Origin of the sequence: Paenalcaligenes hominis (assembly GCF_041359055.1) — a bacterium.
Lineage (GTDB): Bacteria > Pseudomonadota > Gammaproteobacteria > Burkholderiales > Burkholderiaceae_B > Paenalcaligenes > Paenalcaligenes hominis_A.
In genome coordinates this window covers 646470-670215 of record NZ_JBGJKZ010000002.1, presented here as the reverse complement: position 1 = coordinate 670215, position 23746 = coordinate 646470, and the positions used below count along the sequence as shown (strand labels likewise).

Genomic DNA, 23746 nt, shown 5'->3' with positions numbered 1-23746 from the left:
GTTAGGCTCATGTTAGACAATATTATTCTTGGTTTTGAAACCGCATTAACCCTGCACAACTTAATGTATTCATTCATTGGGGTGTTTGTAGGTAATCTGATTGGAGTGTTGCCAGGTATTGGTGCATTAGCCGCCATTTCAATGTTGCTGCCTATTACCTATGGTATTGACCCGGCTGGGGCATTGATGATGTTGGCGGGCCTGTACTATGGCACAACCTATGGGGGTGCCACCACAACTATTCTATTAAATTTACCTGGTACTCCGTCGCATGCGGTAGTGTGTTTAGACGGGCACCCCATGGCGCGTCAGGGGCGCGCAGGCTCTGCGTTGCTAATTGCGATGTTGTCCTCTTTTATGGGGGCTACCATCGGTATTATTTTAATGATGGCATTTGGCCCGCTTTTGGTTGAGGTGGCCTTTCAGTTTGGTCCCGCTGAGTATTTTTCCTTGATGTTCTTGGGTCTGCTTGCTGCATCGACTCTTACCACTGGCTCACCTGTTAAAGGGGTGGCAATGGTTATCATCGGTTTAATTTTCGGGGTAGTGGGCACCGATATTAATACGGGTATTTCACGGTTTACGTTCAATATTCCAGAGCTTCAAGACGGTTTAGCGCTAGTAGCAGTCGCTATGGGTTTGTTTGGTATTGCGGATGTTATTGCCAATGCAAATCGTTTGGGTGAAGGGCACGTGGTCAGTTCTAAAAAAATTGGCTGGCGCTCTTTGCGTTTTGAGAAAGGCGAGTTCAAAAACTCATTGTCCAGTATTTTCCGTGGGGCAGGTGTTGGGTCTTTCTTTGGTATTTTGCCTGGTACAGGTGGTACGATTGCGTCATTTATGTCGTATGCCATGGAAAAAAAGGTTAATAAAAACAGCAAAAACTTTGGTCATGGTGCGATCGAAGGGGTGGCCTCACCGGAATCAGCAAATAGCTCGGCAGCACAAACGGCCTTTATTCCTACGATGACTTTAGGTATTCCGGGTGATGCCATTATGGCGCTGATGCTGGGTGCTATGATGATCCACAACATTCAGCCTGGCCCACAACTTATGACTGAACACCCCACCGTGTTCTGGGGCTTAATTGCCAGTTTCTGGATCGGGAATTTATTGCTTTTAGTGTTGAATATTCCATTGATTGGTATGTGGGTGCGTTTACTGTCTGTGCCATACCGTTTAATTTACCCTGCGGTGTTGCTCTTTATTTGTTTAGGGGTGTATAGCGCCAACAACAACTTATTTGATGTGTGGATTGTGTTGGGCATAGGCGTGTTTGGCTTCGTTTTTTCCCGATTGGGTTTTGAGCCTGCGCCGTTATTGCTAGGGATTGTGTTAGGGCCAATGGTGGAAGAGAATTTCCGTCGTGCGCTGCTCTTGTCGCGTGGTGATATGTCTGTGTTTTTGACCCGTCCTATTAGTGGGGTCTGCATGGTGGTAGCTTTTGTTATTGTGAGCTTTGTGATTTACCGTCGTGTTATTCGTGGTAAAGGATTGGTAAAAGTGCAGTCTAACTAGAGCGCTATAACCATCCATTAAAAATGGGGACCTTAGGGTCCCCATTTTGTTATCTAACACATCAAATACTGAGAGATTAGATTAATGACTGCTGCACACCAAGACTGGGTTCGTTAGCTTCGGTTTTATTTGGCTTGGATTTTTTAGTAGTAGAAGCTGTTGTTGGCACAGACGGTGTAGCCGCAACCGGAGCGACTACAGCCGCTGCAACAGGGGTTAGCTCGGCATCGGGTGCAGCCTGATCTGCTGATGGGGCCGGAGATGCTGCAGGTGCGGGTGCAGTAACGACGGCAGGAGCCACCACAGGCGCAGGAGCCGGCGTGGGCTGGACTGTGTTTTTACGGGCACGAGAGGCTTTGGCTGACACCGTGCTTTTTTCTTTTTTGGTGGTGTCGTTATCGGTTTGCTGCTGCTCGGGGGAGTAATGCGTGACGTCAAAACTACCCGTTACAATGCCCACCCGCTTTAAAACGCCAAAGGCTTGAGCTGGGTTTTTAAACATGCGAGGCGAACGACTGCGCGCTGTGACAAGTACAGCGTTTTGACCCGTGCGCAGTTGAATCTGAATAAAAAAACCACTGCCTTGGGCTTTTAGTGATACGCCTGCTACACCACCAGCTTGAGTGGCGGCACGTAGTTGTTGCAAGGTAAAGCAATGCGTGGTTTGAGTAGTATGTGTGTTCATGCTCTAGGGAGCCTAAATCAATAACGGAATAATAATATGTTCGGTAAGCGGCGCTAACGGTAAGGTAGAAGCAGAAGAGGGTGTAACCCAAATGGCTTCTTCTATTTCCGCCGCTATATGTATAGGATTATGCCACGTTAATTGGTAAATATGGGCGCGTACCGTGTGATTCGGCTCATTTGCTGCAGGAGCTAGGTAGAGACCGTGGTAGAAAATGTCGGTGGCGTTCGGTTGGATTTGCAGCTCTTCGTGCATTTCGCGCAATAAAGCGTCTAACGGCTGTTCGCCTTGTTCTATTTTACCGCCAGCCTGCATAAAGCGCGTGGTGTTTTTCTTACGTACTAATAGCATTTGACCTGCAGGATCAAGAATAATGGCAGCGGCAATGTAAATTTCAGGCATGACTGAGCGCACTTTGGTTGAGTAAAGCGCTAAGGATAACATTCTTTGCTGAAAGCCTTTGTAATGGAGGATATAATAGGCGGATTAATTCATACATTGTGTATTTGGACTCATTATGACGACGACTATTCTAGAGAACATTCCCGTCAACCAAAAGGTTGGTATCGCTTTCTCTGGTGGACTAGACACCAGTGCTGCAATTTTGTGGATGCGTAACAAAGGCTCCATTCCTTATGCTTATACAGCTAACTTGGGTCAGCCAGATGAGTCGGACTACGAGGCCATTCCTAAAAAAGCCCTCGAATACGGTGCAGAAAAAGCCCGTTTAATTGACTGCCGTCAGCAACTTGTCGCCGAAGGCATTGCTGCATTACAAAGTGGTGCTTTTCATATTACTACTGCTGGTGTGACGTATTTCAACACCACGCCTATAGGTCGTGCTGTGACAGGTACGATGCTAGTCGCCGCCATGAAAGAGGACGACGTCAACATTTGGGGCGATGGCAGCACCTACAAGGGTAACGACATCGAGCGTTTCTATCGTTATGGTTTATTAACCAACCCCCAGTTACAAATTTACAAACCTTGGTTAGACCAACAGTTCATTAACGAACTAGGTGGGCGTGCTGAAATGTCTCAGTACATGACTCAGTACGGCTTTGACTACAAAATGTCTGCGGAAAAAGCCTACTCCACAGACTCCAACATGCTGGGTGCCACCCACGAAGCCAAAGATCTCGAGTTCTTGAACTCGGGCATGCACATCGTGCAGCCTATTATGGGCGTAGCATTCTGGCGTGACGACGTAACAATCGCCAAAGAAGAAGTCACTGTCCGTTTCCACGAGGGCGTGCCGGTTGCTCTTAATGGCGTAGAGTACGCTGACAAGGTCGAGCTTATCCTCGAAGCCAACCGTATTGGTGGTCGTCATGGCTTGGGTATGAGCGATCAAATTGAAAACCGTATTATCGAAGCCAAGAGCCGCGGTATTTACGAGGCCCCTGGCATGGCCTTGTTGCATATTGCTTACGAGCGTTTGGTTTCTGGTATTCACAACGAAGACACCATTGAACAATACCGCATTAACGGCTTACGTTTAGGTCGTTTGCTGTACCAAGGCCGTTGGTTTGATCCCCAAGCCATCATGCTACGTGAAACCGCCCAACGCTGGGTAGCCCGTGCCATCACTGGCGAGGTAACCATCGAACTGCGTCGTGGTAATGATTACTCCATCATGAACACCGTCTCTGACAACCTTACCTACCGTCCAGAGCGTCTAACCATGGAGAAAGAGGGCGACGATACTTTCACGCCTCGTGATCGTATTGGTCAGCTTACTATGCGTAACCTTGATATTGTGGATACGCGCGACAAGCTATTCACCTACACTCAAGCCGGTCTACTTGCTCCTGCCGAGGGTGCAGCGTTACCGCAGTTAAAAAACGATAAGTAATCGTTTGTCTTTTCCCAACTAGCGGGGTGCACAGCACGTCGCTAGTTGCGGTTCTTGGTTTTTTACCGCTCAGGTTAAATGCAAGGCGTTATTCGATTTGCTTTTGCATCTCAGGCTTTTACGGCGTTACATCATAAAGCCTGCATTCAATTGCTCCCGCTTCGTAGTGTCATGATCTAACGGCATTAACCGTTTGCTCCCGCATCCCCCCTCAGTCTAACGCTCTCACTAGGCAGTGCTCGCTCACTACGTTCGCTCCGCGCTGAACCGTTCGATCGTTAGTCTGAGTTGGGCTGAGGTGAGTAAAGGCGGACTGGGGAGTTGCTTTAGGGGTGGTTGCTTTAGAACTTACTTCTTTAAGAGTGCTTGCTTTAGATAAGGCCGAGGTAAAGATAGGCTAAGAATGTCAGGAGATTAAGGTAGTTCTAAACGCTAGTTGCTTTAGAGGTGGTGGACGCAAAGATACTTTATAAGGTCAGCAAAAACTAAGCTTTATACCACACTACATCCTTCCCTAGGCGTGCGTCATAAACAGCTATGAGCGATTCAGCGCGGAGCGAGTGAAACGAGCGAGCACTGCCTAGCGAATGGCTGATTATGAAAGTGCGCCAAAGAAATGGCTTAACACTTTGCTTTTATTTAGCGAATAACCGATTATGAAAATGCGTCAAAAGAACGTTTTTGCCCCGCTAAATATTCCAAAGTGCGACGAATCAAAGAGAGGTCTGATAGCTGCTTTAAACACTTTCTATTTTGAGTTTAAAGTGTTTATTCATTTGCTCCCGCATCCCCCCTCAGTCTAACGCTCTCACTAGGCAGTGCTCGCTCACTGCGTTCGCTCCGCGCTGAACCGTTCGATCGTTAGTCTGAGTTGGGCTGAGGTGAGTAAAGGCGGACTGGGGAAGTTGCTTTAGAGGTGGTTGTTTTAGAGGTAGTTGATACAAAGATAGCTTTATAAGGTCAGCAAAAACTAAGTTTTATGCTACACCACAGCCTTTCCTAGGCGTGTGTCATAAACAGCTATGAGCGATTCAGCGCGGAGCGAGCGCAGCGAGCGAGCACTGCCTAGCGAATGGCTGATTATGAAAGCACGCCGAAGAAATGCTTTTAACCCCCTTAGCATTACAGGATGCCAGTTAGGCAAAGATATGCTACTATGCCCCCCCTTAAACACTTACTATTTTGAGCTTAGCGTATGAATTCGTTTGCTCCCGCATCCTCCCTCAGTCTAACGCCCTCACTAGGCAGTGCTCGCTCACTACGCTCGCTCCGCGCTGAACCGTTCGATCGTTAGTCTGAGTTGGACAGAGGTGAGTAAAGGCGGACTGGGGGAGTTGCTTTAGAGCTTACTTTTTTAAGAGTGCTTGCTTTAGATAAGGCCGAGGTAAAGATAGGCTAAGAGTGTCAGTTGGTTAAGGTAATTTTTAACACTAGTTGTTTTAGAAATAATGAACTTTCTGAAGGCTTAAAAAAAGAAAAACTTGTGCTAAACACAACCTTCCCTAGGCGTGCGTCATAAACAGCTATGAGCGATTCAGCGCGGAGCGAGTGAAACGAGCGAGCACTGCCTAGCGAATGGCTGATTATGAAAGCACGTCAAAGAAGAAATGGTTTAACTCTTTGCTTCTATTTAGCGAATAACCGATTATGAAAATACGTCAAAGAAACGTTAAGCATACCGAATCATCAACCATAACGGCATAGTGACAGCAGCAAACAACGTGCATAGCGACATCGTTAACGCCACTAATCTGCCATCACCCCCCATTCTTACTGCTAAAACATAGGTGGTTGAGGCCGTAGGTAGTGTTGCGAATAACAGCAGCATTTGCTGCTCAAGCGCATTTAACGGCATGACCGCATTAAGCACCAACGCGACCACAGGGCAGAACAATAGCTTTACGGCAATCATCCAGCTTACTAAGCGTTGCGCGCCTTGTAATGCGTGTATAGAGAACGAGGCACCTACACAAATTAAACCCAAGGCCAAAGCACTGGAGCCTAGGCGCGAAAGGGTGACATCCAGTGGGGCGGGCAGAGGCAGCCCTAATAGATTCCACGCTAGGCCAGACAGGGTGCCAATAATAAGTGGGTTTTTAAGAAGTAAAAGTAGTATATTGCCGCTTTTGCCGCCCTGTGCTAAGCCTGATACCGCTGCAATATTGCCCAAAGGCACTGCCACCACGGCAATCACAGCCATAGCGCTGAGACCTGCTGTGCCGCCCAAAGCGCCTGCAATTGAAAAGGCTAGGTAGGAGTTAAAGCGATAGCCGCATTGAGCCACGGATGCGTGTTGTAACGTGTTAGGTTGCAGCAGGGGGCGTGCTACGTAGGTCATGGCGACGCCAGCTAGGATGACCAAGGCTGTGCCTAAACCTAGGGTGGAGATTTGTTGCAGACTTAGTTCGCTTTTAGCCATGGAGGAAAAAAGTAGAGCAGGGAAAAGCACGTAGTACACGAGTTTTTCTGCACCATGAAAAAATTCGGGTAGTAAAAAGCGAAAACGCACCAAGGCTAAGCCTAGCGCCATCAGTAAAAAATCGGGAAGAATTAGAAAAAAAGTGGCGAACATAACGGCTGGGCGTAAAGATGGGCAAGCATAAAAAACACCCCAAAAGCCCTTGGGTTTTGGGGTGTTTTGGCGTGAGCAAGGGCTTATTGTTCGAGTTTGCCTAAAAGTAAAAATTCCATCAAGGCTTTTTGTACGTGCATGCGGTTTTCGGCTTCGTCCCAGACTACGCTTTGAGGGCCGTCAATTACGTCGGCGGTGACTTCTTCGCCGCGGTGCGCTGGCAAGCAATGCATAAAAAGAGCATCAGGGGCAGCTACAGCCATCATTTCGGCGTCTACGCACCAGTCAGCAAATGCGGTGCGGCGGACTTCGTTTTCTTCCTCGAAGCCCATACTGGTCCAGACGTCGGTGGTAACCAAGTGAGCCCCTTTACAGGCCTCCATGGGGTCTGAGAATTCTTTAAATGTAGTGGGGGAGGGGTTGCCGATTAGGGCTGAGTCGAGCGTATAGCCCTTGGGTGAGGAAATGTGTAGGGTGAAACCTAGCATTTCCGCTGCCTGCAACCAGGTGTAGGCCATGTTGTTGCCATCGCCGATCCAAGCTACGGTTTTTCCTTCGATGGAGCCGTGGTGTTCGATAAAGGTGAAGATGTCGGCCAGGATTTGGCAAGGATGGTATTCGTTGGTGAGGCCGTTAATAACGGGTACGCGCGAATGTTTAGCAAAACATTCGATGCGTTCTTGGCCAAAGGTGCGAATCATGACAAGGTCTACCATACGGGAAATGACCCGTGCGGTGTCCTCGATGGGCTCGGAACGACCTAGTTGGGAGTCGTTGGTGGTTAAGTGAATGACTGAACCGCCCATTTGATACATGCCAGCCTCGAAAGAAACACGGGTGCGTGTGCTGGCTTTTTCAAACACCATGGCTAAGGTGCGGTCGTGTAAAGTAAGGTGTGGCTCGTAGCGCTTGAAGCGATCTTTGATAAGGCGTGCGCGATTAAGCAAATAAAGCGTTTCGTCTTTTGATAAATCATTAAACTGTAAATAGTGCCGTATAGGTGCCGTAGCGTTCATACTAAACCTTAGCAAAAAAAATGTAAGCCAATTTTATATAATAGTGCAAAGTTAGGCGTCCGCCTAGTCCTGTGATAGGGTTCTGTATGCACATACGGGTAGGTGGAATCTGCGCAATAGGCTACAATGTCGCAGTAGTGTTTTTGCGGTCACAAGTTGTTTATTCTTGGAATTCTATGTCGACAATGCTCGTAATTCATGGCACAACCAATGCTGGTCAACGCTTTAGACCCAGTGACTGGGCAGAACGTCTAGCTGGGGTGCTTTCTCAGTACAGGCCAGCCGGTTCTGTCGGTGGTCCTTTTACTTACTCCCCCTATGTGGTTCCACGCTTAATTGACGGTGTACGCTGTGTCGTAGTCGATCCGCGTTTACGCGAGCTAGAGCCCTTGGCATGGAAATTTGTATGTGGTTTTGCCAAAGACAACGACTTGCAAACCACTGGGGTTGAAATGGACTAAAAGCAGCCTAGCTGCTTTTTTTTGTGCCAAAGTTTTATTGTTTTAGTTTGGACTTGTTTGTGAAATTGACCGCCATGCAAAAAGGGTGCTTATGCACCCTTTATGTTTGCCTGATTAAAGGCTACGCTGTCTCGGCCAATTAAACCTAGCCGATTTAGGCGGCCATTGCCTTGATGGCAGCGGCTAGACGGCTCTTGTGGCGAGCAGCTTTGTTTTTGTGAATGATGTTTTTGTCAGCAACGCGGTCAATAGCGCTGGCTGCTTTACGGAATACTTCGTTAGCAGCGGCTTGGTCGCCAGCTTCGATGGCTTGGCGGACGCGTTTGATGGCAGTGCGCATCATGGAGCGCATGCTGGCGTTGTGAGAGTTACGCGCTACGGATTGACGGGCGCGTTTACGTGCTTGTGCTGAATTAGCCATATTTAGTATTTAATAGAAAAAGGTTTAATTGGCAAAGACTAATACTATATATTAGGGGCGCGGCTTTGTAAAGTCGCGCAGTCTAAAGCCAAATAGAATAAGGGTAAAACCGTAACACGCAGCACAAATACCTACAAGTAAAAATAAGTACAAGGCGCGTAGCCACGGTGCGTGTGCTAGAGCGATCCAGTCTAGGTGTTGATTCGCTACAAGCAAGATAGAGGTCATCACGGCAAGCGCAGGGAATAACCGTAGTATAAACCGGAGCCAACCGGCTTGGGGACGATAAATGTGGCGTTTATACAATAAAAACAATAAACAGAGCGCATTAATGCTGGCACCCAAGCCAATCGAGAGTGCTAAACCCGCATGAGCAAAGGCTGGGACTAAAAACAGATTTAATAACTGAGTCAGAATTAACACCACAATGGCAATACGCACGGGGGTTTTAATGTCTTGACGTGCATAAAATGCAGGGGCGAGGATTTTTATGGCTAGTAAAGCCAATAACCCCACTGCATAGGCAATAACAGCGGTTTGGGTTTGGTGGACATCTTGGGCTGAGAACTCACCGTAATTAAATAGCGTGGCTACTAAACCTTCACTTAATAAAGCCATCCCTATAGCAGCTGGCACACCTAGCATAACCACTAGGCGCAGACCCCAATCTAAAAGGGATTGGTAACTGCTGTGTTCTTCCTTGGCATAAGCAGCGGACAGTTTAGGCAACAATACGGTTCCTAGCGCTACCCCTAGTAAGGCGGTGGGAAATTCCATTAAGCGATCGGCAAAAGAGAGCCATGTCACGCTACCGGATTGCAGCCATGTCGCAATGTTCGTGTTAATCAATAAGGAAAGCTGAGCGACTGAGACCCCTAAAATAGCAGGTAACATTTGTTTTACTACGCGCTTGACCAGTGGGTCTGCCCAGGCGATATGTACGCGCCACGACAAGCTAGGCATTAAGCCCAAACGTGCAAGTGCGACCCATTGCACCGTCAGTTGGGCTAAACCTCCTACCATTACCCCTACGGCCAGAGCATAAATAGGCGGGTCAAAATAAGGGGCAGCAAATACACTGGCTAAGATCATCGCCACATTTAGCAAAATAGGCGTAAAAGCAGGAACAGCAAAGCGGCTCCATGTATTAAGTACCCCCGATGCCAAAGCCACCAGTGACATGCACAAAATATAAGGGAACATGGTGCGCGTCATCCAGACCGCAGCTTCGAATTCAGATTGTTTATCGGCATGGGTTAAACCGCTAGCCATGGCGCTCACCACCCAAGGAGCCGCCAATATGCCCAATAAGGTCACGAGCATTAATACACTGGTTAAGGCCAGTGCTACGCGGTCTAAGAGCCGTTTGACGTCGTTTGCTTCACCTTGGCTGCGTACCTCGTTCAAAATAGGAACAAAGGCTTGCGAAAAAGCCCCTTCGGCAAATAGGCGACGTAATAAGTTCGGAATCCGAAATGCGACCCAAAACGCATCACTGAGTGGCCCCGCCCCAAAGCTGCGCGCAATTAAAATATCGCGCACTAAACCAGTAATGCGCGATAGTAAGGTAAGACTGCTAATCGTAGCGGCTGAGCGCAATAAACTCATAGTTATTTGGGTGCCATTCGAATTGCGCCATCTAAGCGTATGGTCTCGCCATTGATCATTTCATTATCAATAATACTGTAAACCAGCTTGGCATAATCCTCGGGGCGGCCTAAGCGTGAAGGAAAGGGAATGCTAGCAGCCAAAGAGTCTTGTACCTCTTGGGGCATGCCGAAAATCATGGGGGTGGCAAAAATACCGGGAGCAATAGTAACACAACGCACCCCTAGGCGGGAAAGGTCGCGTGCAATCGGTAGTGTCATGCCCACAATGCCGGCTTTGGATGCAGCGTAAGCGGCTTGACCAATTTGACCATCGTACGCAGCGACCGAGGCGGTGTTAATAAGGACGCCACGTTCACCCGTGTCAAGAGGCGTGTTTTTGCTCATAGCAAAGGCGGCCACTCGGCACATATTAAATGTACCAATTAGGTTAATGGAGATGACATTTTCAAAGAGGGCGAGGTCGTGAGGGGCTTCGTGACCCACTGTGCGCGCGGCGGGGGCAATGCCGGCACAGTTGACCAACCCATAGAGTGGGCCTAGTTTAAGAGCATGATCGACGACGGTTTGGGCTGCTGCTGCATTGGTTACATCGGTATGAATGTAGTGTTGACCTAACTCGGTAGCTAGATTTTGACCTGCTTCGTCTTGGATGTCGGCAATGACGACCTGAGCACCATGCTGTACCAGCATGCGTACGGTGCCTGCACCTAATCCAGAGGCTCCGCCAGTTACTATAAAGACCTTATCTTTGATATCCATGGGTAACCCTCATAAGAAAAATCCGGCACGATGCCGGATTTAATAAACAACGAATTATGCGTTTAACGCAGACATAATGCGGTTGCGTATTTCGTCTACAGAGCCAACACCTTCGATACGAATGTATTTGGGTGCTTTGCTGTCTCCGGAGGCGGCCCAGCTAGAGTAGTAATCCACTAGAGGGCGTGTTTGGTTTTGGTACACATCAAGGCGATTACGAACGGTTTCCTCTTTGTCGTCATCACGTTGAATGAGGTCTTCGCCAGTTACGTCGTCTTTGCCTTCGACTTTTGGTGGGTTGAATACCACGTGGTATGAGCGACCACTTTCTGGGTGAACGCGACGTCCACTGATGCGCTCAATAATCTGATCGGCGGGTACATCAATTTCGATGACGTAATCCAATGCTACATCGGCATCCTTTAGTGCATCAGCTTGAGGAATAGTGCGTGGAAACCCATCGAATAAATAACCGTTTTCGCAGTCGGGCTGAGTTAAACGGTCTTGAACTAGACCAATAATTAGCTCGTCAGAGACGAGTTGACCTGCGTCCATCACTTGCTTTGCTTCAATTCCCAGTGGCGTCTGAGCTTTTACTGCTGCGCGCAACATATCGCCGGTGGAAATTTGGGGAATGCCAAACTCTTCGATAATGTAGGCGGCTTGAGTGCCTTTTCCTGCCCCGGGAGGGCCTAATAAAATCAGGCGCATGATGTGATTCTCCTGTATCGCTGTAAAAATAAATTTAGCCTATCGAATTGGAGCCTGGTTGCACACTCTGGCGGTGGATTTAGGCTCGAATTGAATAGGCAAAGCCTCGTTTATAACCGATTTTTAAATATTTCGCGTACCTTATCCAGATCTGTCGGAGTGTCTACGCCTAGTGCAGGCGCATTGGATGTGACATGCACACTAATGGCATAACCGTTTTCTAGGGCCCGTAACTGTTCGAGTGACTCGAAGAGTTCAAGAGGGCCTCTAGGCAGATTAGGGAACTGGCGTAAAAAAGAAACGCGGTAAGCATAAATGCCAATATGGTGTAGCGGAGTTAAGCCCTCTGCTAGAACATTGGGTTGCTGCTGCAGCGCGTCGCGAGCCCAAGGGATGGGTGCACGAGAAAAATATAGAGCTTGACCGCTTAGGCTGCATACCACTTTGACACTGTTAGGGTCAAAAAAGGCGTCACCCGATGTGTATGGGGTGGCTATAGTGGCTATGGCCGAGTTGGGTTTTTGATGCAGCTCATTGGCGACGGCCTCGATCAGCTCTGGACGAATGAGTGGCTCATCGCCTTGGATATTAACGATAATTTCACTGTCATCTAGGTTTAATAGATCAACGGCTTCGGCCAGTCGATCGGTGCCAGTAGGATGATCGGCTTGGGTTAACAATGAGCTAAAACCGTAGGGCTCCACCGCCTGCGCTACTTTGGTGCTGTCCGTGGCGATATAAATGGCTTTGGCCCCTGTTTTTTTTACTTGCTCGGCAGTGCGAACAATCATGGGTTTGCCCATAATGTCGGCTAAGGGCTTGTTAGGTAAGCGCGTTGAAGCCAGGCGTGCCGGAATAATAGCGGTAAACGACATAGTTAGTTTTCGACCAGTGGTGTGGCTTCGTTTTCCAGCATGATGGGAATACCGTCACGAATGGGGTAAGCCAGTTTGTCTTTTTGACAAATAAGCTGGTCGTTTTTGCGTTCGAGTTTGCCTTTACAAATAGGGCAGACCAGCACGTCAAGTAAGTTGGAATCCATAATGTTTCTCTAGTGAGGGTTTGAGTTTGCGATGTGTTGCAGCTGTTGGCCTAGGGCATCTAGCCACGATGCCGGTGTAAATTGAGGCTCAACATGGACTACCCAAACCCGTGAGTCTGATTTTTGACTACATTTTACGGCATCTTTGGCAGTAATTAGTAGAAAATCCGACTTTAGTTGACTAAAGGTGGAGGCGGGGATCTGTCCATGGTCAGGAAAAGCCAGTTCGTGATCCAGTTGTAGGCCAAAACGTTTCAGCATCTGAAAAAAACGTTGAGGCTGGCCGATGGCAGCCAGTGCTGCACCATGTTGAGGTCGATGGTGCTCAAGCCAGGTTGCTGCGTTGATGCGCTGACCCGTGCTGAGCTGTTCAAAAATAGCGGGAGCTAGCTGCATATGTACTGAACGACCCGCTGTAGACGGCGTAGGGGTGTGGGGCAGAGGGCCATCAACTAGGGTCTGAGTGATTAACCAATCCGCCTCGGTTAGGCGTTCAGGCGGCTCGCGTAGTGGGCCTGCCGGTAGCACTAACCCATTGCCCACACCGCGTTGATCCTGCACCATAATTTCAATGTCTCTAACTAAGGCCTGATGTTGTAAGCCATCGTCTGCAATAATCACATCTACCTCGGGGTAATATTGCATTAAAGCCTGTACAGCCTGAACCCGTTTAGGGTGCACGGCAATTGGCGCACCACTTTGCTGGGCTAGTAAGCTGGGCTCATCGCCATAGCGTTTAGCGTCTAATTGACCCTGGCCTACGCGGGCGGCACCAGTAATGGTGACGCCATAACCGCGACTAATAATACCTGGGGTCCAACCCTGCTGTTGTAGGTGGCGGCACAGGGCTAAAACCACGGGGGTTTTGCCGGCTCCGCCAACAATAATATTGCCCACTACAATAATAGGAGGTCGCTTATGCGGTAGAGGTTGGCGTGGTTGCTGTTGTTTGTGATAGATGTATAAAGCGCTGATGCCACTTAGGGGGCGTAGCAGCCAGCTGAATAAACCGCGTTTAGCCCATTGTTTATGTAGCCAGTGTTCTAGGTGAGTACGCACGCTCATTCTTGGGTAGCAAAGCTAATTTTTTCGAATTGCGCCGTACGGGCGGCTTCGAGGGCATGGATTACAGAAGCGTGACGGGCATTGGCATCGGCATAGATTAATAATGCCGTTTTGTCTTGCAGAGCCTGCAATGCCTCTGACAGGCTGTTATCGGATTGGCTTAAAAAGCGCCCGTTTAAGGCATATTGACCATCTTGGCTAATGGCTAATACATGGCTTTCTGTGGATAGGGCCTGGGAAGAGCTGCTGGGTAAGTTGACGGGTATTTCTTGCACGCGTGAAAATGTGGTGGTGGCTGTAATAAAAATAAGCACCACAAGCAAAATATCAATCAGAGGGATAAAATCCACTGCTATGTCATCGGTGGAATGATGACGGCGGCGTCTGAAGTTCATTGCATTTGATCTATAAAACGGTTAAAGCGACCGGCTTCGACCTCGAGGCTATTTAGCAAGTAGTCGGTACGCGAACGGTAGTAACGATGAAAAATAAGCGCAGGTACTGCAATCATAATGCCAAAGCCAGTGTTATAAAGTGCCATAGCAATGCCATTAGCTAGCAAGGCGGGATCACTGCCTTGAGGAGAATACGCTGCAAAGATTTCAATCATACCGACTACCGTGCCAAATAACCCCAGTAGCGGAGCAATAACAGCAACGGTGCCCAAAGCAGGCAAATAGCGGTTAAGCTGAAAATGAATAAGTGAACCGGTTTCTTCGGCGGCTTGGCGGCGCACGAACTCGGGGTCGTTACGGTGTTCGAGTAAGCTAGCATAAAGCTGGCCTAACGCACTGTTTTGACGCAAGCGTTGCAGTTGCTCGGGAAGAGTATCGCGGTGCTTAGCGAGCTCGTAGGCCTGATCGCGCAGAGTTAGGTTAAGAACTTTGGCACTGCGTAAACTAAAAGCTCGTTCTATAATAAGAGCCAACCCAATAACAGAACACAGTAATAAAAACCAAATGGGCCAACCTGCGGCCTGAATAATGCTCAGCACAAGCGATTCCTTTCTTTAGTCAAAGATAGCCACTATTTTAAGGGAAAACCTAAGGCTGTATAGAGGCTTTAGGTGTTATCCACACTATCTGTGGATAACCCAATCTGAAAACAGAGCAAAGCCGCATTTCAACGGCCCAAGGCTAGGTTGTATAGGTTTTGCTCATTTTATGGCGGAGGTCTGGATTGTATTCTAGCGCTAACTCATCCCAAAACACGCTAACCGTAACACAGTTAAATCGTCATGTGGCGCAGTTGCTTGAACAGCACATAGGGCGCGTCTGGGTCGAGGGCGAAATTTCTAACTTTACCCAAGCGGCTTCGGGGCACTGGTATTTCACCATTAAAGACGAGCGCGCTGCGGTCAAAGCGGTGATGTTTAGAGGACGGGCTATGCGCGTGGGCTTTATGCCTAAAACTGGCGAAAAATATCGCTTCTATGCTGCCGTGTCCATGTACGAACCACGGGGCGACTTTCAGTTACAGGTCGACAGCATGGAGCGTGCTGGTCTAGGCGATTTGCATGCCGAGTTCGAGCGCATTAAAGCTAAGCTTAATGCAGAAGGCCTGTTTGATGTGGGGCAACGCTTGCCTTTAATCGCGACGCCAAAACGAATTGGCGTCGTCACCTCGTTAGCTGCTGCGGCATTGCGTGATGTGCTTACCACCATGCAGCGTCGAGCCCCCCATGTCGAGGTCTATGTGTATCCGGCAGCTGTCCAAGGGGCAGACGCCGCCGAACAGCTATGCATTGCGTTGGGCCAGGCCATTGCGGATCAGGCTGTACAAACCATTTTGCTTGTGCGAGGAGGTGGCACTTTGGAAGACCTCTGGAGCTTTAACGACGAGCGCTTAGCCCGCCTGATTCATGCCAGTCCAATTCCTGTGATTAGCGGCGTAGGCCACGAAACAGACTTTACGATTGCTGATTTTGTGGCCGATGTACGTGCCCCTACACCCACGGCCGCCGCCGAGCTCAGTTGTCAAAGCTGGCAACAAAGTAACGCCGATTTGTTAGGGGTATTACGCCGTTTAGCTCAGGCCCAAGCTAGAATCATAGACAGAGCAAGCTTGCGTTTAGATCATGCGGCGGGGCGCTTGCAGTCCCCTCAGCAGCGTGTGGCTCATATGCGCCAACAGTGGCAAAATACAGTACAGCGGTTATCTAGAGCGTTGTCAGTGCAATCGCATCAACAGCAGTTGCAACACCTACGCCACCGTTTGCATCGTGTTCGACCTCAGGTTCAGCCAGCGCAACATGGGCTACAGGTTTTGCAAACTCGCTTGCTACAATCTATGCAGCAGCAACTAAATGCTCAGCACCATCGTTTGGCTCAGGCTCAACACACACTGCAGGCTTTAAACCCAAGTGCGGTGCTCGAGCGAGGTTATGCTATTGTGCGTAACCAACAGGGGGTTATTATTAAACGCTCCCACGATACACAGATTGATGAGTCTTTAGATGTGCAGTTGGCTCAAGGTCACCTGCATGTTAAGTTAAAACAAAAGCATGATTTGCTTTAAACAATAACGCTATTTAGCACAACTTAGAAGGAATTAAACATGGCTTTTACCCTTCCTGAACTACCTTACGCGCTAGACGCATTGGCACCTCACATCTCCAAAGAGACGCTCGAGTACCACTACGGTAAACATCACCAAACTTACGTTACCAACTTGAACAATCTTATCGAAGGCACCGATATGGCCAACGATAGCCTTGAAGACATCGTAAAGAAATCTTCTGGTGGCGTGTTTAACAACGCAGCTCAAGTCTGGAACCACACTTTTTACTGGAACAGCTTGTCCCCTAACGGTGGTGGCGAGCCTACTGGTCCTTTGGCTGATGCTATCAATGCCAAGTGGGGCAGCTTTGACAACTTCAAAGCCGAGTTCAACAAATCAGCCGCAGGCAACTTTGGTTCTGGCTGGACTTGGTTGGTAAAGAAAACAGACGGTTCTGTAGATATTGTTAACACAAGCAATGCCAACACACCACTTACTACTGATGATGTGGCTCTGTTGACCTGTGACGTTTGGGAGCACGCGTACTATATCGATACACGCAACTCCCGTCCACAGTACCTAGAAAATTTCTGGGCTGTAGCAAACTGGGATTTCGCCAGCAAAAACTTTGCCTAAGACCTAACGCATTAGGTTGTTAGTCAGTAGCCCTGCTTTTTAGCAGGGCTTTTTCTTAACCTAGGGTAAGTGCTTAGGTTAAATCTGCCCATAAGTTGGACATTTCGCCTATATTCTATGAAATGATACTGTATAGGCTTAAAATACAGTTAATTTGAATCATGTTATTTTCGGAGACAGTATGAGCGAGGCGTATATTTGTGATGGGTTGCGAACCCCTTTTGGCCGTTATGGTGGCAGCTTAGCCCACGTACGTGCAGATGATTTGGGTGCCGTACCTCTACGTGCCCTAATGGAGCGCTACCCCAATGCCGACTGGGCACAGGTGGACGATGTGCTGTATGGCTGTGCGAACCAAGCTGGCGAAGACAACCGTAACGTAGCTCGTATGTCCTCCTTGTTGGCTGGTTTACCTATTGATGTTCCAGGCATGACTATTAACCGCTTATGTGGTTCTGGTATTGATGCTATTGGTTCGGCAGCACGGGCTATTCGTGCTGGTGATGCCGAGCTCATGTTAGCAGGGGGCGTAGAAAGCATGAGCCGCGCGCCTTTTGTGATGCCCAAGGCCAGCAGTGCATTTAGCCGTGATAATGCCGTATACGACACCACCATTGGGTGGCGTTTTATTAATCCATTACTAAAAGCGCAGTATGGTGTAGATTCCATGCCTGAAACCGCTGAAAACGTGGCCGATCAATTTCAAGTTTCTCGTGCGGATCAAGACCTGTTTGCTCTACGCAGCCAGCAGCGTACTGCAGCTGCTCAAGCCGCAGGTATCTTGGCCGAAGAAATCACGCCAGTATTTGTGCCGCAGCGTCGTGGCGACCCATTACGTGTGGATGTGGATGAGCACCCCCGTGAGACCACTCTTGAAGCATTGGCTAAATTACGTGCTTTTGTGCGCGCTGATGGCACGATTACAGCGGGTAATGCCTCTGGTGTAAACGATGGCGCAGCGGCTCTGGTATTGGCTTCCGAAGCAGCGGCTAAAAAACACGGTTTTACGCCTAAAGCGCGTGTGGTTGCCATGGTAAACGCAGGGGTAGAGCCGCGTATTATGGGTATTGGTCCCGAGCCAGCAACACGCAAGCTTTTAAAATTGACTGGGCTAAGCCTAGACCAAATAGATGTGATTGAACTAAACGAGGCGTTTGCTTCCCAAGGGTTAGCAGTGTTACGCGGTTTAGGTCTGGCTGACGATGACCCGCGTGTCAATATTAACGGAGGCGCTATTTCTTTAGGCCATCCGCTAGGCGCAAGCGGGGCACGTATAGTCTTAGCAGCAGTTAATCAATTGCAGCGCAGCGGTGGGCGCTATGCTTTGTGTACCATGTGTATTGGCGTAGGGCAGGGCATTGCTATTTTATTAGAGCGTGTCTAATTCGCACCGCATATCATAAATACAGGCTCCTACTCTAGGAGCCTTATTTTTTATCTGTTATAACTAACAATGCGAGTGAGAGGAAGGCAGTACCCTTAGCGCGTTAAGCCATGAATTTGATCGCCGGCTTGGGCTTTGTTATAAAACCAACCCTGCTCCATTTCCAATGCATAACGTACTGGTTCTGTTGGGCAATGCGTATCCAATTGGTGGGCTTGCATGTGCTCGATATTGGTGATGATGCCCTGGTCAGTAATAAAAGCAATGCTTAGATCTAATGGGGTGTTTTTCATCCAAAAACACGGTCTAGCAGGCTGCTCAAATACAAAGAGCATACCGCTGTCAGGGGCAAGACGCTCTCTAAACATCAGGCCTTGGGCGCGCGTGTCTTCGTCTGCAGCGACCTCAGCATGGATTGCGTAATTATTTACTTCTAAATTAATTATTTGTTTGCTATTTTTGGCAAAACTAGTAATTGAAATAGATAGCAGTAGTAATAAAAATAGTAAATAAAAAACAGGGCTATAGCGCCCTGTAAATAAATGTATCATTGTGTTTGTTTTTCGTAAGAGGCGTTAGGCTGAGGTGATATTCAACGCTTGTTGACCTTTTGGACCTTGTGCTACCTCGTAAAGGACTTTCTGGCCTTCTTTTAGGGTTTTGAAGCCATTCATTTGAATGGATGAGAAATGTGCAAATAGGTCTTCTCCACCTTGGTCAGGGGTAATAAACCCAAAGCCCTTGGCATCGTTGAACCATTTTACTGTTCCGGATAATTTAGGGCTGTCCCCGCTAGTGAGAATTGTATCAGACATACTAACTGCCTCTTAACGAATTTAAAAAAAACGAAATTTAAAATTTCTAATTAATCCAAGTAATGCCGCTATATTATTAGCGGTAAGGACTAAACATATAATGCTTAATTAAGTATAAATCAGTCAACTATGGAAATTACCTAGTATTTAGTTATGAGTTTAAATATCACAATTAATAAAGATGAGCTAAAAGAAGAGTTAAAAGCCGAGATTAAACCTCCACCGCTATTTCAGGTGATTATGCTTAATGATGATTACACTACAATGGAATTTGTCATTGAGGTATTAATGGGGATATTTCATAAAAATGCGGACGAGGCCGAGCGCATTATGCTGACCATTCATTACCAAGGGCGAGGCATCTGTGGTGTCTACCCTAAAGACATTGCTCAAACCCGTATCCAGCAGGTGCATTTATTGGCCCAAGCAGAGCAGCATCCTTTAAAGTGTATTATGGAACCTGTGCCAGATGCATGAAAGTAATGTTATCTTTAGGTTAAGGCCTTTAAATATTTGTATTTGGCACTATTATAGAAGTTACTAAAACCTTATTTACCGTGAAGGAGGATGCATGATCTCCGAAGAATTAGAAGTCAGTCTACACATGGCCTTTGTAGAGGCACGTGCCGCTCGCCATGAATTTATCACGGTAGAGCACTTGCTGTTGTCCTTACTAGACAATGCGGCGGCAGCCGATGTGCTTCGCGCTTGTGCGGTCGATACCTCTATCCTACGCCAACATCTACGTAAGTTTATTGCTGACAACACGCCTGTGGTCGAAGGTTCCGAAGAGGTTGATACTCAACCTACTTTAGGTTTTCAGCGTGTTATTCAACGCGCTATTATGCATGTGTCATCCAGCTCAACGACCAAAACAGAGGTAACGGGGGCGCATGTACTGGTAGCTATGTACGGTGAAAAAGACTCACACGCGATCTATTACCTACACCAGCAGGGTGTTACTCGTTTAGATGTAGTGAACTATTTGTCGCATGGCATTGCTAAAAATGCGTCGCATCAGCCTATGGCCCAAAAGCCCGAGACTCCCTCCGAGCAACCTCAAAGCTCTACGCAGTCCGCTTCAGGCCCCCAAGATCAAAAGTCGCCGCTAGATCAGTACACCAGCAACCTTAATGCGTTGGCTCAGCAGGGGCGCATTGACCCTCTTATTGGGCGCGACAAAGAAATCGAGCGTGTCATACAGGTCTTATGTCGTCGTCGCAAAAACAACCCGCTCCTAGTGGGCGAGGCCGGTGTGGGTAAAACGGCTATTGCCGAGGGCTTAGCCTTACGTATTGTGAATAAACAGGTCCCAGAAATTCTGCAAAACACAGTTGTGTACGCATTAGATATGGGTGCACTATTGGCTGGTACCAAATACCGCGGCGATTTTGAACAACGCCTTAAAGCGGTTCTTAAAGACCTAGATCGCAACCCTGGTTCGGTTTTATTCATTGATGAGATTCACACCCTTATCGGGGCTGGGTCAGCCTCAGGTGGGGCACTAGATGCGTCTAATCTGCTCAAACCTGCCTTGTCCTCAGGTCAGTTAAAATGCTTAGGTGCGACTACTTATACTGAGTTTCGCGGTATTTTTGAAAAAGATCAGGCATTATCTCGTCGCTTCCAAAAAGTGGATGTGGCCGAGCCGACTGTAGAGGAAACCATTCAAATCCTACGTGGTTTAAAACCGTACTTCGAAGAGCACCATGGGGTGCGTTACACCCAGTCGGCTTTAGCAGCAGCTGCCGAGCTTTCTGCGCGCCATATTGGTGATCGTTTCTTACCTGATAAAGCCATTGATGTCATTGACGAGGCGGGGGCCGCTCAGCGTTTATTGCCTGTGTCACGCCAAAAGAAAACCATCAGCAAAACGGATATCCAAGCCATCGTGGCACAAATTGCACGTATTCCACCGCAAAATGTGTCTTCCGATGATCGCAATAAACTTGCAACGCTAGAGCGAGATTTAAATACAGTTGTTTTTGGTCAATCCACCGCTATCGAAGCCTTGGCGGCTGCCATTAAAATGACACGCTCAGGCCTAGGTCGACCCGACAAGCCCATTGGTTCATTCCTGTTCTCTGGGCCAACGGGTGTAGGCAAGACCGAGGTAGCTCGTCAGCTAGCGTATGTGCTTGGTGTAGAGCTACTGCGGTTTGATATGTCCGAGTACATGGAACGTCATACGGTGTCGCGCCTAATCGGTGCGCCTCCTGGGTATGTGGGCTTTGATCAGGGCGGTTTGCTAACCGAGGCCGTTACCAAGCAGCCTCACTGTGTGCTTTTGTTGGACGAAATTGAAAAAGCACACCCAGATGTTTACAACATCTTGCTTCAGGTCATGGATCATGGCACTTTAACTGATAACAATGGTCGTAAAGCGGATTTCCGTAACGTTATTATTATCATGACTACCAACGCGGGTGCCGAAGCGCTTAGCAAACACACCATTGGTTTTGCCAACAAACGCGAGGCTGGTGATGAAATGCAAGCCATTAAACGCTTGTTTACGCCCGAGTTCCGAAATCGCCTCGACGCGATTATTCCATTTGCTCCGCTGTCGCGCGAAGTTATTTTACGGGTAGTTGACAAGTTTCTGCTTCAACTCGAACAGCAACTGCATGAGAAACGCGTGGATATCAGTTTCACTGATGCTGTGCGCGAACATCTAGCAGCACAAGGTTTCGACCCACAAATGGGGGCAAGACCTATGCATCGACTTATTCAAGACACCATTCGTCGTGCATTGGCTGATGAACTCTTGTTTGGCCGTTTAACCAGCGGTGGGGTGGTTACTGTTGACTTAGATGCAGACAAAAACGTAGTTTTAGTTTTTGATGACAAGGACTCTGACAATAATGTTAGCGGTCAGCCCGAGCCACAGCATCCCGAGGCCGAGCTCGTAGATTAAGCTCTGCCAATTACCAAAAAGCCTAGCTAAATTGAACTGCCCCCAAAAGTGGACTAATGTCTAACTTCTTGGGGGCAGTTTATTATCAACTAGGTGGTTTGGTTAACCGGTTTTAATTTTTACCTGTGCTACCAAAGCCTCCGGTGCCGCGAGTTGAGGCTTCATCAAACTCATCAACCAAATGAAACTCTGGCTGCAGGACTGGCACCACCACCAGTTGAGCAATACGGTCCATGGGTTGAATAGTAAAGTTTTCCGTGCTGCGGTTCCACATAGAAACCATTAGTGGTCCTTGGTAGTCCGAATCAATTAACCCTACTAGATTACCTAAAACAATACCATGTTTATGGCCTAGGCCTGAGCGTGGTAAGACCATGGCCGCGTAGTTAGGATCAGCTAAATGTATGGCTAATCCGGTAGGGATGAAATGGGTAGCGCCGGGGGCTAGCTCTAATGGTGCATCAATACAGGCTCGTAAGTCCAAACCGGCTGAGCCGGGTGTGGCATACGCAGGCAAGGTTTCAATGCGCTTATCCAAAATTTTAACGGCAATGCTTTTCATGGGTACGGGTTATAAAAATTAAGAAAGAAGTTGGTGGGCTATGTATTGCACGAGGTGCTGGGCAGCTTCTTGTTTGCTTTGGGGAGCCCATTGGTCATGACCTTGCTCGTGGACTAGCAGGAGTTGGGTGTCGTCCTTGTCCATGGCTACTTGAGCCAAATTTGCTATCAGCAGTGGTACGCCTTTGCGCACTCTTTTGGCCTCAGCAAAAGCCAGTAGGTTTTCGGTTTCTGCTGCAAACCCTACACAATAAGGACGTACAGAAGCATCCATGGCAGCAACCCCCGCTAAAATATCGGGGTTAGGCGCAAACTCAAGCGCAGGGGCTTGTTGACTGGCGTCTTTTTTTAGTTTGTGTTGACTGGCGTTGCTGACATACCAGTCGGCAACAGCGGCTACGCTAATAAAGACATCGGCGCGAGGTGCCAGCCCCATCACGGTGGCTTGCATCTCGCGCGCGCTTTCTACGTTAATTCGCTTGACTCCGTATGGGCTGTCGAGTTTAACAGGCCCCGAGACTAAATACACGTCAGCACCAGCACGGAAAGCGGCCTCGGCAATTGCGTAGCCCATTTTGCCTGACGAACGATTGGTGATGGTGCGGATGGGGTCAATGGGTTCAGAAGTAGGCCCAGCAGTGATCAGCACTTTTTTGCCAGCTAGGCTTTTAGGTTCAAAAAACGCAATGGTTTCAGCTAAGAGTTGCTGTGGTTCCAACATGCGGCCATCGCCGACTTCACCGCAGGCTTGATCGCCGCTGCCTGGACCAATAATATGCACGCCATCGGCTTTGAGTTGCGCAATATTACGTTGTGTTGCGGGGTGTGCCCACATTTCTTTGTTCATCGCAGGGGCCACAATCAGAGGGCAGTTGCCCCGAGCTACACATAAGGTGCTAAGCAGATCATCGGCTAAGCCTTGGGCTAGCTTGGCGATAAAGTTGGTGCTGGCAGGGGCAATAATTATGGCGTCGGCTTCGCGGCTGAGATGAATATGCGCCATGTTATCGGTGCTGCTGTTATCCCATAGATCGGTATGGACTTGTCGGCCTGAGAGCGCTTTAAAGGTGACCGGAGTAATGAACTGTTGGGCACCAGCTGTCATGACCACATCAAACTGTGCGCCTAGATCTTGAGCGCGGCGTAAAAACTCGGCACTTTTGTAACAAGCAATACCGCCCGTTAGACCTAAGATCAAGCGTTTTTGCGCTAGGTTTTGCAT

25 protein-coding genes are annotated in these 23746 nt (G+C 48.4%); 8 read left to right on the top strand and 17 right to left on the bottom strand.

Annotated features, from left to right (window positions below; all coding sequences use genetic code 11):
* The first annotated feature begins 9 nt into the window (after positions 1 to 9).
* A complete protein-coding gene (locus tag ACBP46_RS07080) occupies positions 10 to 1518 on the top strand; it encodes a tripartite tricarboxylate transporter permease (protein ID WP_371016026.1) in 1509 nt (502 codons plus the stop codon).
* 76 nt (positions 1519 to 1594) lie between these two features.
* Here ACBP46_RS07080 and ACBP46_RS07075 read toward each other — a convergent pair whose 3' ends face one another.
* Positions 1595 to 2203, bottom strand: a complete 609-nt coding sequence (locus ACBP46_RS07075) for a hypothetical protein (RefSeq protein WP_371016025.1) — start codon at positions 2201 to 2203, stop codon at positions 1595 to 1597.
* A 12-nt stretch (positions 2204 to 2215) separates the two neighbouring features.
* Positions 2216 to 2605: an NUDIX hydrolase gene (locus ACBP46_RS07070; RefSeq protein WP_371016024.1), complete on the bottom strand. Its 390-nt coding sequence runs from the start codon at positions 2603 to 2605 to the stop codon at positions 2216 to 2218.
* A gap of 115 nt (positions 2606 to 2720) precedes the next feature.
* On the opposite strand from ACBP46_RS07070, the gene argG reads away from it, so the two are divergent.
* On the top strand, positions 2721 to 4058 hold the full coding sequence (argG, locus tag ACBP46_RS07065; protein ID WP_371016023.1) for an argininosuccinate synthase: 1338 nt from the start codon (positions 2721 to 2723) through the stop codon (positions 4056 to 4058).
* A gap of 1669 nt (positions 4059 to 5727) precedes the next feature.
* Here argG and ACBP46_RS07060 read toward each other — a convergent pair.
* Both ACBP46_RS07060 and argF read right to left on the bottom strand, forming a co-directional pair.
* A complete protein-coding gene (locus ACBP46_RS07060) occupies positions 5728 to 6630 on the bottom strand; it encodes an AEC family transporter (protein ID WP_371016022.1) in 903 nt (300 codons plus the stop codon).
* Between the two features lie 83 nt (positions 6631 to 6713).
* Positions 6714 to 7646 carry an ornithine carbamoyltransferase gene (gene argF, locus ACBP46_RS07055; RefSeq protein ID WP_371016021.1) on the bottom strand — a complete coding sequence of 311 codons (933 nt, stop codon included), beginning with the start codon at positions 7644 to 7646 and terminating at the stop codon, positions 6714 to 6716.
* A gap of 176 nt (positions 7647 to 7822) precedes the next feature.
* Here argF and ACBP46_RS07050 point away from each other — a divergent pair, with 176 nt between their 5' ends.
* Positions 7823 to 8107, top strand: coding sequence for a DUF3579 domain-containing protein (locus ACBP46_RS07050; RefSeq protein WP_371016020.1), 285 nt, complete (start codon positions 7823 to 7825; stop codon positions 8105 to 8107).
* A gap of 154 nt (positions 8108 to 8261) precedes the next feature.
* Here ACBP46_RS07050 and rpsT read toward each other — a convergent pair whose 3' ends face one another.
* From rpsT to ACBP46_RS07005, 9 genes are all read right to left on the bottom strand, one after another.
* Positions 8262 to 8528: a 30S ribosomal protein S20 gene (gene rpsT / locus ACBP46_RS07045; RefSeq protein ID WP_167660430.1), complete on the bottom strand. Its 267-nt coding sequence runs from the start codon at positions 8526 to 8528 to the stop codon at positions 8262 to 8264.
* A 51-nt stretch (positions 8529 to 8579) separates the two neighbouring features.
* Positions 8580 to 10136 (bottom strand): murein biosynthesis integral membrane protein MurJ, encoded by a 1557-nt coding sequence (gene murJ, locus ACBP46_RS07040; protein WP_371016019.1) that lies wholly within the window; start codon positions 10134 to 10136, stop codon positions 8580 to 8582.
* Positions 10137 to 10138: 2 nt separating this feature from the next.
* Complete coding sequence (locus ACBP46_RS07035; RefSeq protein ID WP_371016018.1) at positions 10139 to 10897, bottom strand: 3-hydroxyacyl-CoA dehydrogenase; 759 nt, start codon at positions 10895 to 10897, stop codon at positions 10139 to 10141.
* Between the two features lie 54 nt (positions 10898 to 10951).
* Positions 10952 to 11608 (bottom strand): adenylate kinase, encoded by a 657-nt coding sequence (gene adk, locus ACBP46_RS07030; RefSeq protein ID WP_371016017.1) that lies wholly within the window; start codon positions 11606 to 11608, stop codon positions 10952 to 10954.
* A 110-nt stretch (positions 11609 to 11718) separates the two neighbouring features.
* Positions 11719 to 12483: a 3-deoxy-manno-octulosonate cytidylyltransferase gene (kdsB, locus tag ACBP46_RS07025; protein WP_371016016.1), complete on the bottom strand. Its 765-nt coding sequence runs from the start codon at positions 12481 to 12483 to the stop codon at positions 11719 to 11721.
* A 2-nt stretch (positions 12484 to 12485) separates the two neighbouring features.
* Complete coding sequence (locus ACBP46_RS07020) at positions 12486 to 12650, bottom strand: Trm112 family protein (RefSeq protein WP_371016015.1); 165 nt, start codon at positions 12648 to 12650, stop codon at positions 12486 to 12488.
* Between the two features lie 9 nt (positions 12651 to 12659).
* Positions 12660 to 13715 (bottom strand): tetraacyldisaccharide 4'-kinase, encoded by a 1056-nt coding sequence (gene lpxK, locus ACBP46_RS07015; protein WP_371016014.1) that lies wholly within the window; start codon positions 13713 to 13715, stop codon positions 12660 to 12662.
* On the bottom strand, positions 13712 to 14110 hold the full coding sequence (locus ACBP46_RS07010; RefSeq protein ID WP_371016013.1) for an ExbD/TolR family protein: 399 nt from the start codon (positions 14108 to 14110) through the stop codon (positions 13712 to 13714). The genes lpxK and ACBP46_RS07010 overlap by 4 nt, the downstream gene beginning before the upstream one ends.
* Positions 14107 to 14709: a MotA/TolQ/ExbB proton channel family protein gene (locus tag ACBP46_RS07005; RefSeq protein ID WP_371016012.1), complete on the bottom strand. Its 603-nt coding sequence runs from the start codon at positions 14707 to 14709 to the stop codon at positions 14107 to 14109. Before ACBP46_RS07005 ends, ACBP46_RS07010 begins: the two co-directional genes overlap by 4 nt.
* Positions 14710 to 14894: 185 nt before the next feature.
* Here ACBP46_RS07005 and xseA point away from each other — a divergent pair, with 185 nt between their 5' ends.
* From xseA to pcaF, 3 genes are all read left to right on the top strand, one after another.
* A complete protein-coding gene (xseA, locus tag ACBP46_RS07000; protein WP_371016011.1) occupies positions 14895 to 16232 on the top strand; it encodes an exodeoxyribonuclease VII large subunit in 1338 nt (445 codons plus the stop codon).
* Positions 16233 to 16271: 39 nt separating this feature from the next.
* A complete protein-coding gene (gene sodB, locus ACBP46_RS06995; protein WP_371016010.1) occupies positions 16272 to 16850 on the top strand; it encodes a superoxide dismutase [Fe] in 579 nt (192 codons plus the stop codon).
* 181 nt (positions 16851 to 17031) lie between these two features.
* Entirely contained in the window at positions 17032 to 18234 is a 1203-nt protein-coding gene (gene pcaF / locus ACBP46_RS06990; RefSeq protein ID WP_371016009.1) for a 3-oxoadipyl-CoA thiolase, read from the top strand.
* Positions 18235 to 18329: 95 nt separating this feature from the next.
* Here pcaF and ACBP46_RS06985 read toward each other — a convergent pair whose 3' ends face one another.
* Together ACBP46_RS06985 and ACBP46_RS06980 are read right to left on the bottom strand one after the other, a co-directional pair.
* Positions 18330 to 18785 carry a DUF192 domain-containing protein gene (locus ACBP46_RS06985; protein WP_371016008.1) on the bottom strand — a complete coding sequence of 152 codons (456 nt, stop codon included), beginning with the start codon at positions 18783 to 18785 and terminating at the stop codon, positions 18330 to 18332.
* Positions 18786 to 18809: 24 nt separating this feature from the next.
* Positions 18810 to 19049, bottom strand: a complete 240-nt coding sequence (locus ACBP46_RS06980) for a cold-shock protein (RefSeq protein WP_167660439.1) — start codon at positions 19047 to 19049, stop codon at positions 18810 to 18812.
* A 153-nt stretch (positions 19050 to 19202) separates the two neighbouring features.
* Between ACBP46_RS06980 and clpS the strand changes: the two genes are divergently transcribed.
* Both clpS and clpA read left to right on the top strand, forming a co-directional pair.
* Positions 19203 to 19526, top strand: coding sequence for an ATP-dependent Clp protease adapter ClpS (gene clpS, locus ACBP46_RS06975; RefSeq protein WP_371016007.1), 324 nt, complete (start codon positions 19203 to 19205; stop codon positions 19524 to 19526).
* A gap of 94 nt (positions 19527 to 19620) precedes the next feature.
* On the top strand, positions 19621 to 21963 hold the full coding sequence (gene clpA / locus ACBP46_RS06970; RefSeq protein WP_371016006.1) for an ATP-dependent Clp protease ATP-binding subunit ClpA: 2343 nt from the start codon (positions 19621 to 19623) through the stop codon (positions 21961 to 21963).
* A gap of 112 nt (positions 21964 to 22075) precedes the next feature.
* Here the strand turns inward: clpA and dut are convergent, their stop codons facing one another.
* Positions 22076 to 22525, bottom strand: coding sequence for a dUTP diphosphatase (dut, locus tag ACBP46_RS06965; protein WP_371016005.1), 450 nt, complete (start codon positions 22523 to 22525; stop codon positions 22076 to 22078).
* A gap of 18 nt (positions 22526 to 22543) precedes the next feature.
* Positions 22544 to 23746, bottom strand: a complete 1203-nt coding sequence (gene coaBC, locus ACBP46_RS06960; RefSeq protein WP_371016004.1) for a bifunctional phosphopantothenoylcysteine decarboxylase/phosphopantothenate--cysteine ligase CoaBC — start codon at positions 23744 to 23746, stop codon at positions 22544 to 22546.

What these genes read in the sequence shown, in the direction of transcription:
- ACBP46_RS07080 (WP_371016026.1), top strand. Translation starts at nt 10, where the DNA reads ATGTTAGACAATATTATTCTTGGTTTTGAAACCGCATTAACCCTGCAC.
- ACBP46_RS07075 (WP_371016025.1), bottom strand. Translation starts at nt 2,203, where the DNA reads ATGAACACACATACTACTCAAACCACGCATTGCTTTACCTTGCAACAA.
- ACBP46_RS07070 (WP_371016024.1), bottom strand. Translation starts at nt 2,605, where the DNA reads ATGCCTGAAATTTACATTGCCGCTGCCATTATTCTTGATCCTGCAGGT.
- argG (WP_371016023.1), top strand. Translation starts at nt 2,721, where the DNA reads ATGACGACGACTATTCTAGAGAACATTCCCGTCAACCAAAAGGTTGGT.
- ACBP46_RS07060 (WP_371016022.1), bottom strand. Translation starts at nt 6,630, where the DNA reads ATGTTCGCCACTTTTTTTCTAATTCTTCCCGATTTTTTACTGATGGCG.
- argF (WP_371016021.1), bottom strand. Translation starts at nt 7,646, where the DNA reads ATGAACGCTACGGCACCTATACGGCACTATTTACAGTTTAATGATTTA.
- ACBP46_RS07050 (WP_371016020.1), top strand. Translation starts at nt 7,823, where the DNA reads ATGTCGACAATGCTCGTAATTCATGGCACAACCAATGCTGGTCAACGC.
- rpsT (WP_167660430.1), bottom strand. Translation starts at nt 8,528, where the DNA reads ATGGCTAATTCAGCACAAGCACGTAAACGCGCCCGTCAATCCGTAGCG.
- murJ (WP_371016019.1), bottom strand. Translation starts at nt 10,136, where the DNA reads ATGAGTTTATTGCGCTCAGCCGCTACGATTAGCAGTCTTACCTTACTA.
- ACBP46_RS07035 (WP_371016018.1), bottom strand. Translation starts at nt 10,897, where the DNA reads ATGGATATCAAAGATAAGGTCTTTATAGTAACTGGCGGAGCCTCTGGA.
- adk (WP_371016017.1), bottom strand. Translation starts at nt 11,608, where the DNA reads ATGCGCCTGATTTTATTAGGCCCTCCCGGGGCAGGAAAAGGCACTCAA.
- kdsB (WP_371016016.1), bottom strand. Translation starts at nt 12,483, where the DNA reads ATGTCGTTTACCGCTATTATTCCGGCACGCCTGGCTTCAACGCGCTTA.
- ACBP46_RS07020 (WP_371016015.1), bottom strand. Translation starts at nt 12,650, where the DNA reads ATGGATTCCAACTTACTTGACGTGCTGGTCTGCCCTATTTGTAAAGGC.
- lpxK (WP_371016014.1), bottom strand. Translation starts at nt 13,715, where the DNA reads ATGAGCGTGCGTACTCACCTAGAACACTGGCTACATAAACAATGGGCT.
- ACBP46_RS07010 (WP_371016013.1), bottom strand. Translation starts at nt 14,110, where the DNA reads ATGAACTTCAGACGCCGCCGTCATCATTCCACCGATGACATAGCAGTG.
- sodB (WP_371016010.1), top strand. Translation starts at nt 16,272, where the DNA reads ATGGCTTTTACCCTTCCTGAACTACCTTACGCGCTAGACGCATTGGCA.
- pcaF (WP_371016009.1), top strand. Translation starts at nt 17,032, where the DNA reads ATGAGCGAGGCGTATATTTGTGATGGGTTGCGAACCCCTTTTGGCCGT.
- ACBP46_RS06985 (WP_371016008.1), bottom strand. Translation starts at nt 18,785, where the DNA reads ATGATACATTTATTTACAGGGCGCTATAGCCCTGTTTTTTATTTACTA.
- ACBP46_RS06980 (WP_167660439.1), bottom strand. Translation starts at nt 19,049, where the DNA reads ATGTCTGATACAATTCTCACTAGCGGGGACAGCCCTAAATTATCCGGA.
- clpS (WP_371016007.1), top strand. Translation starts at nt 19,203, where the DNA reads ATGAGTTTAAATATCACAATTAATAAAGATGAGCTAAAAGAAGAGTTA.
- clpA (WP_371016006.1), top strand. Translation starts at nt 19,621, where the DNA reads ATGATCTCCGAAGAATTAGAAGTCAGTCTACACATGGCCTTTGTAGAG.
- dut (WP_371016005.1), bottom strand. Translation starts at nt 22,525, where the DNA reads ATGAAAAGCATTGCCGTTAAAATTTTGGATAAGCGCATTGAAACCTTG.
- coaBC (WP_371016004.1), bottom strand. Translation starts at nt 23,746, where the DNA reads ATGCAAAACCTAGCGCAAAAACGCTTGATCTTAGGTCTAACGGGCGGT.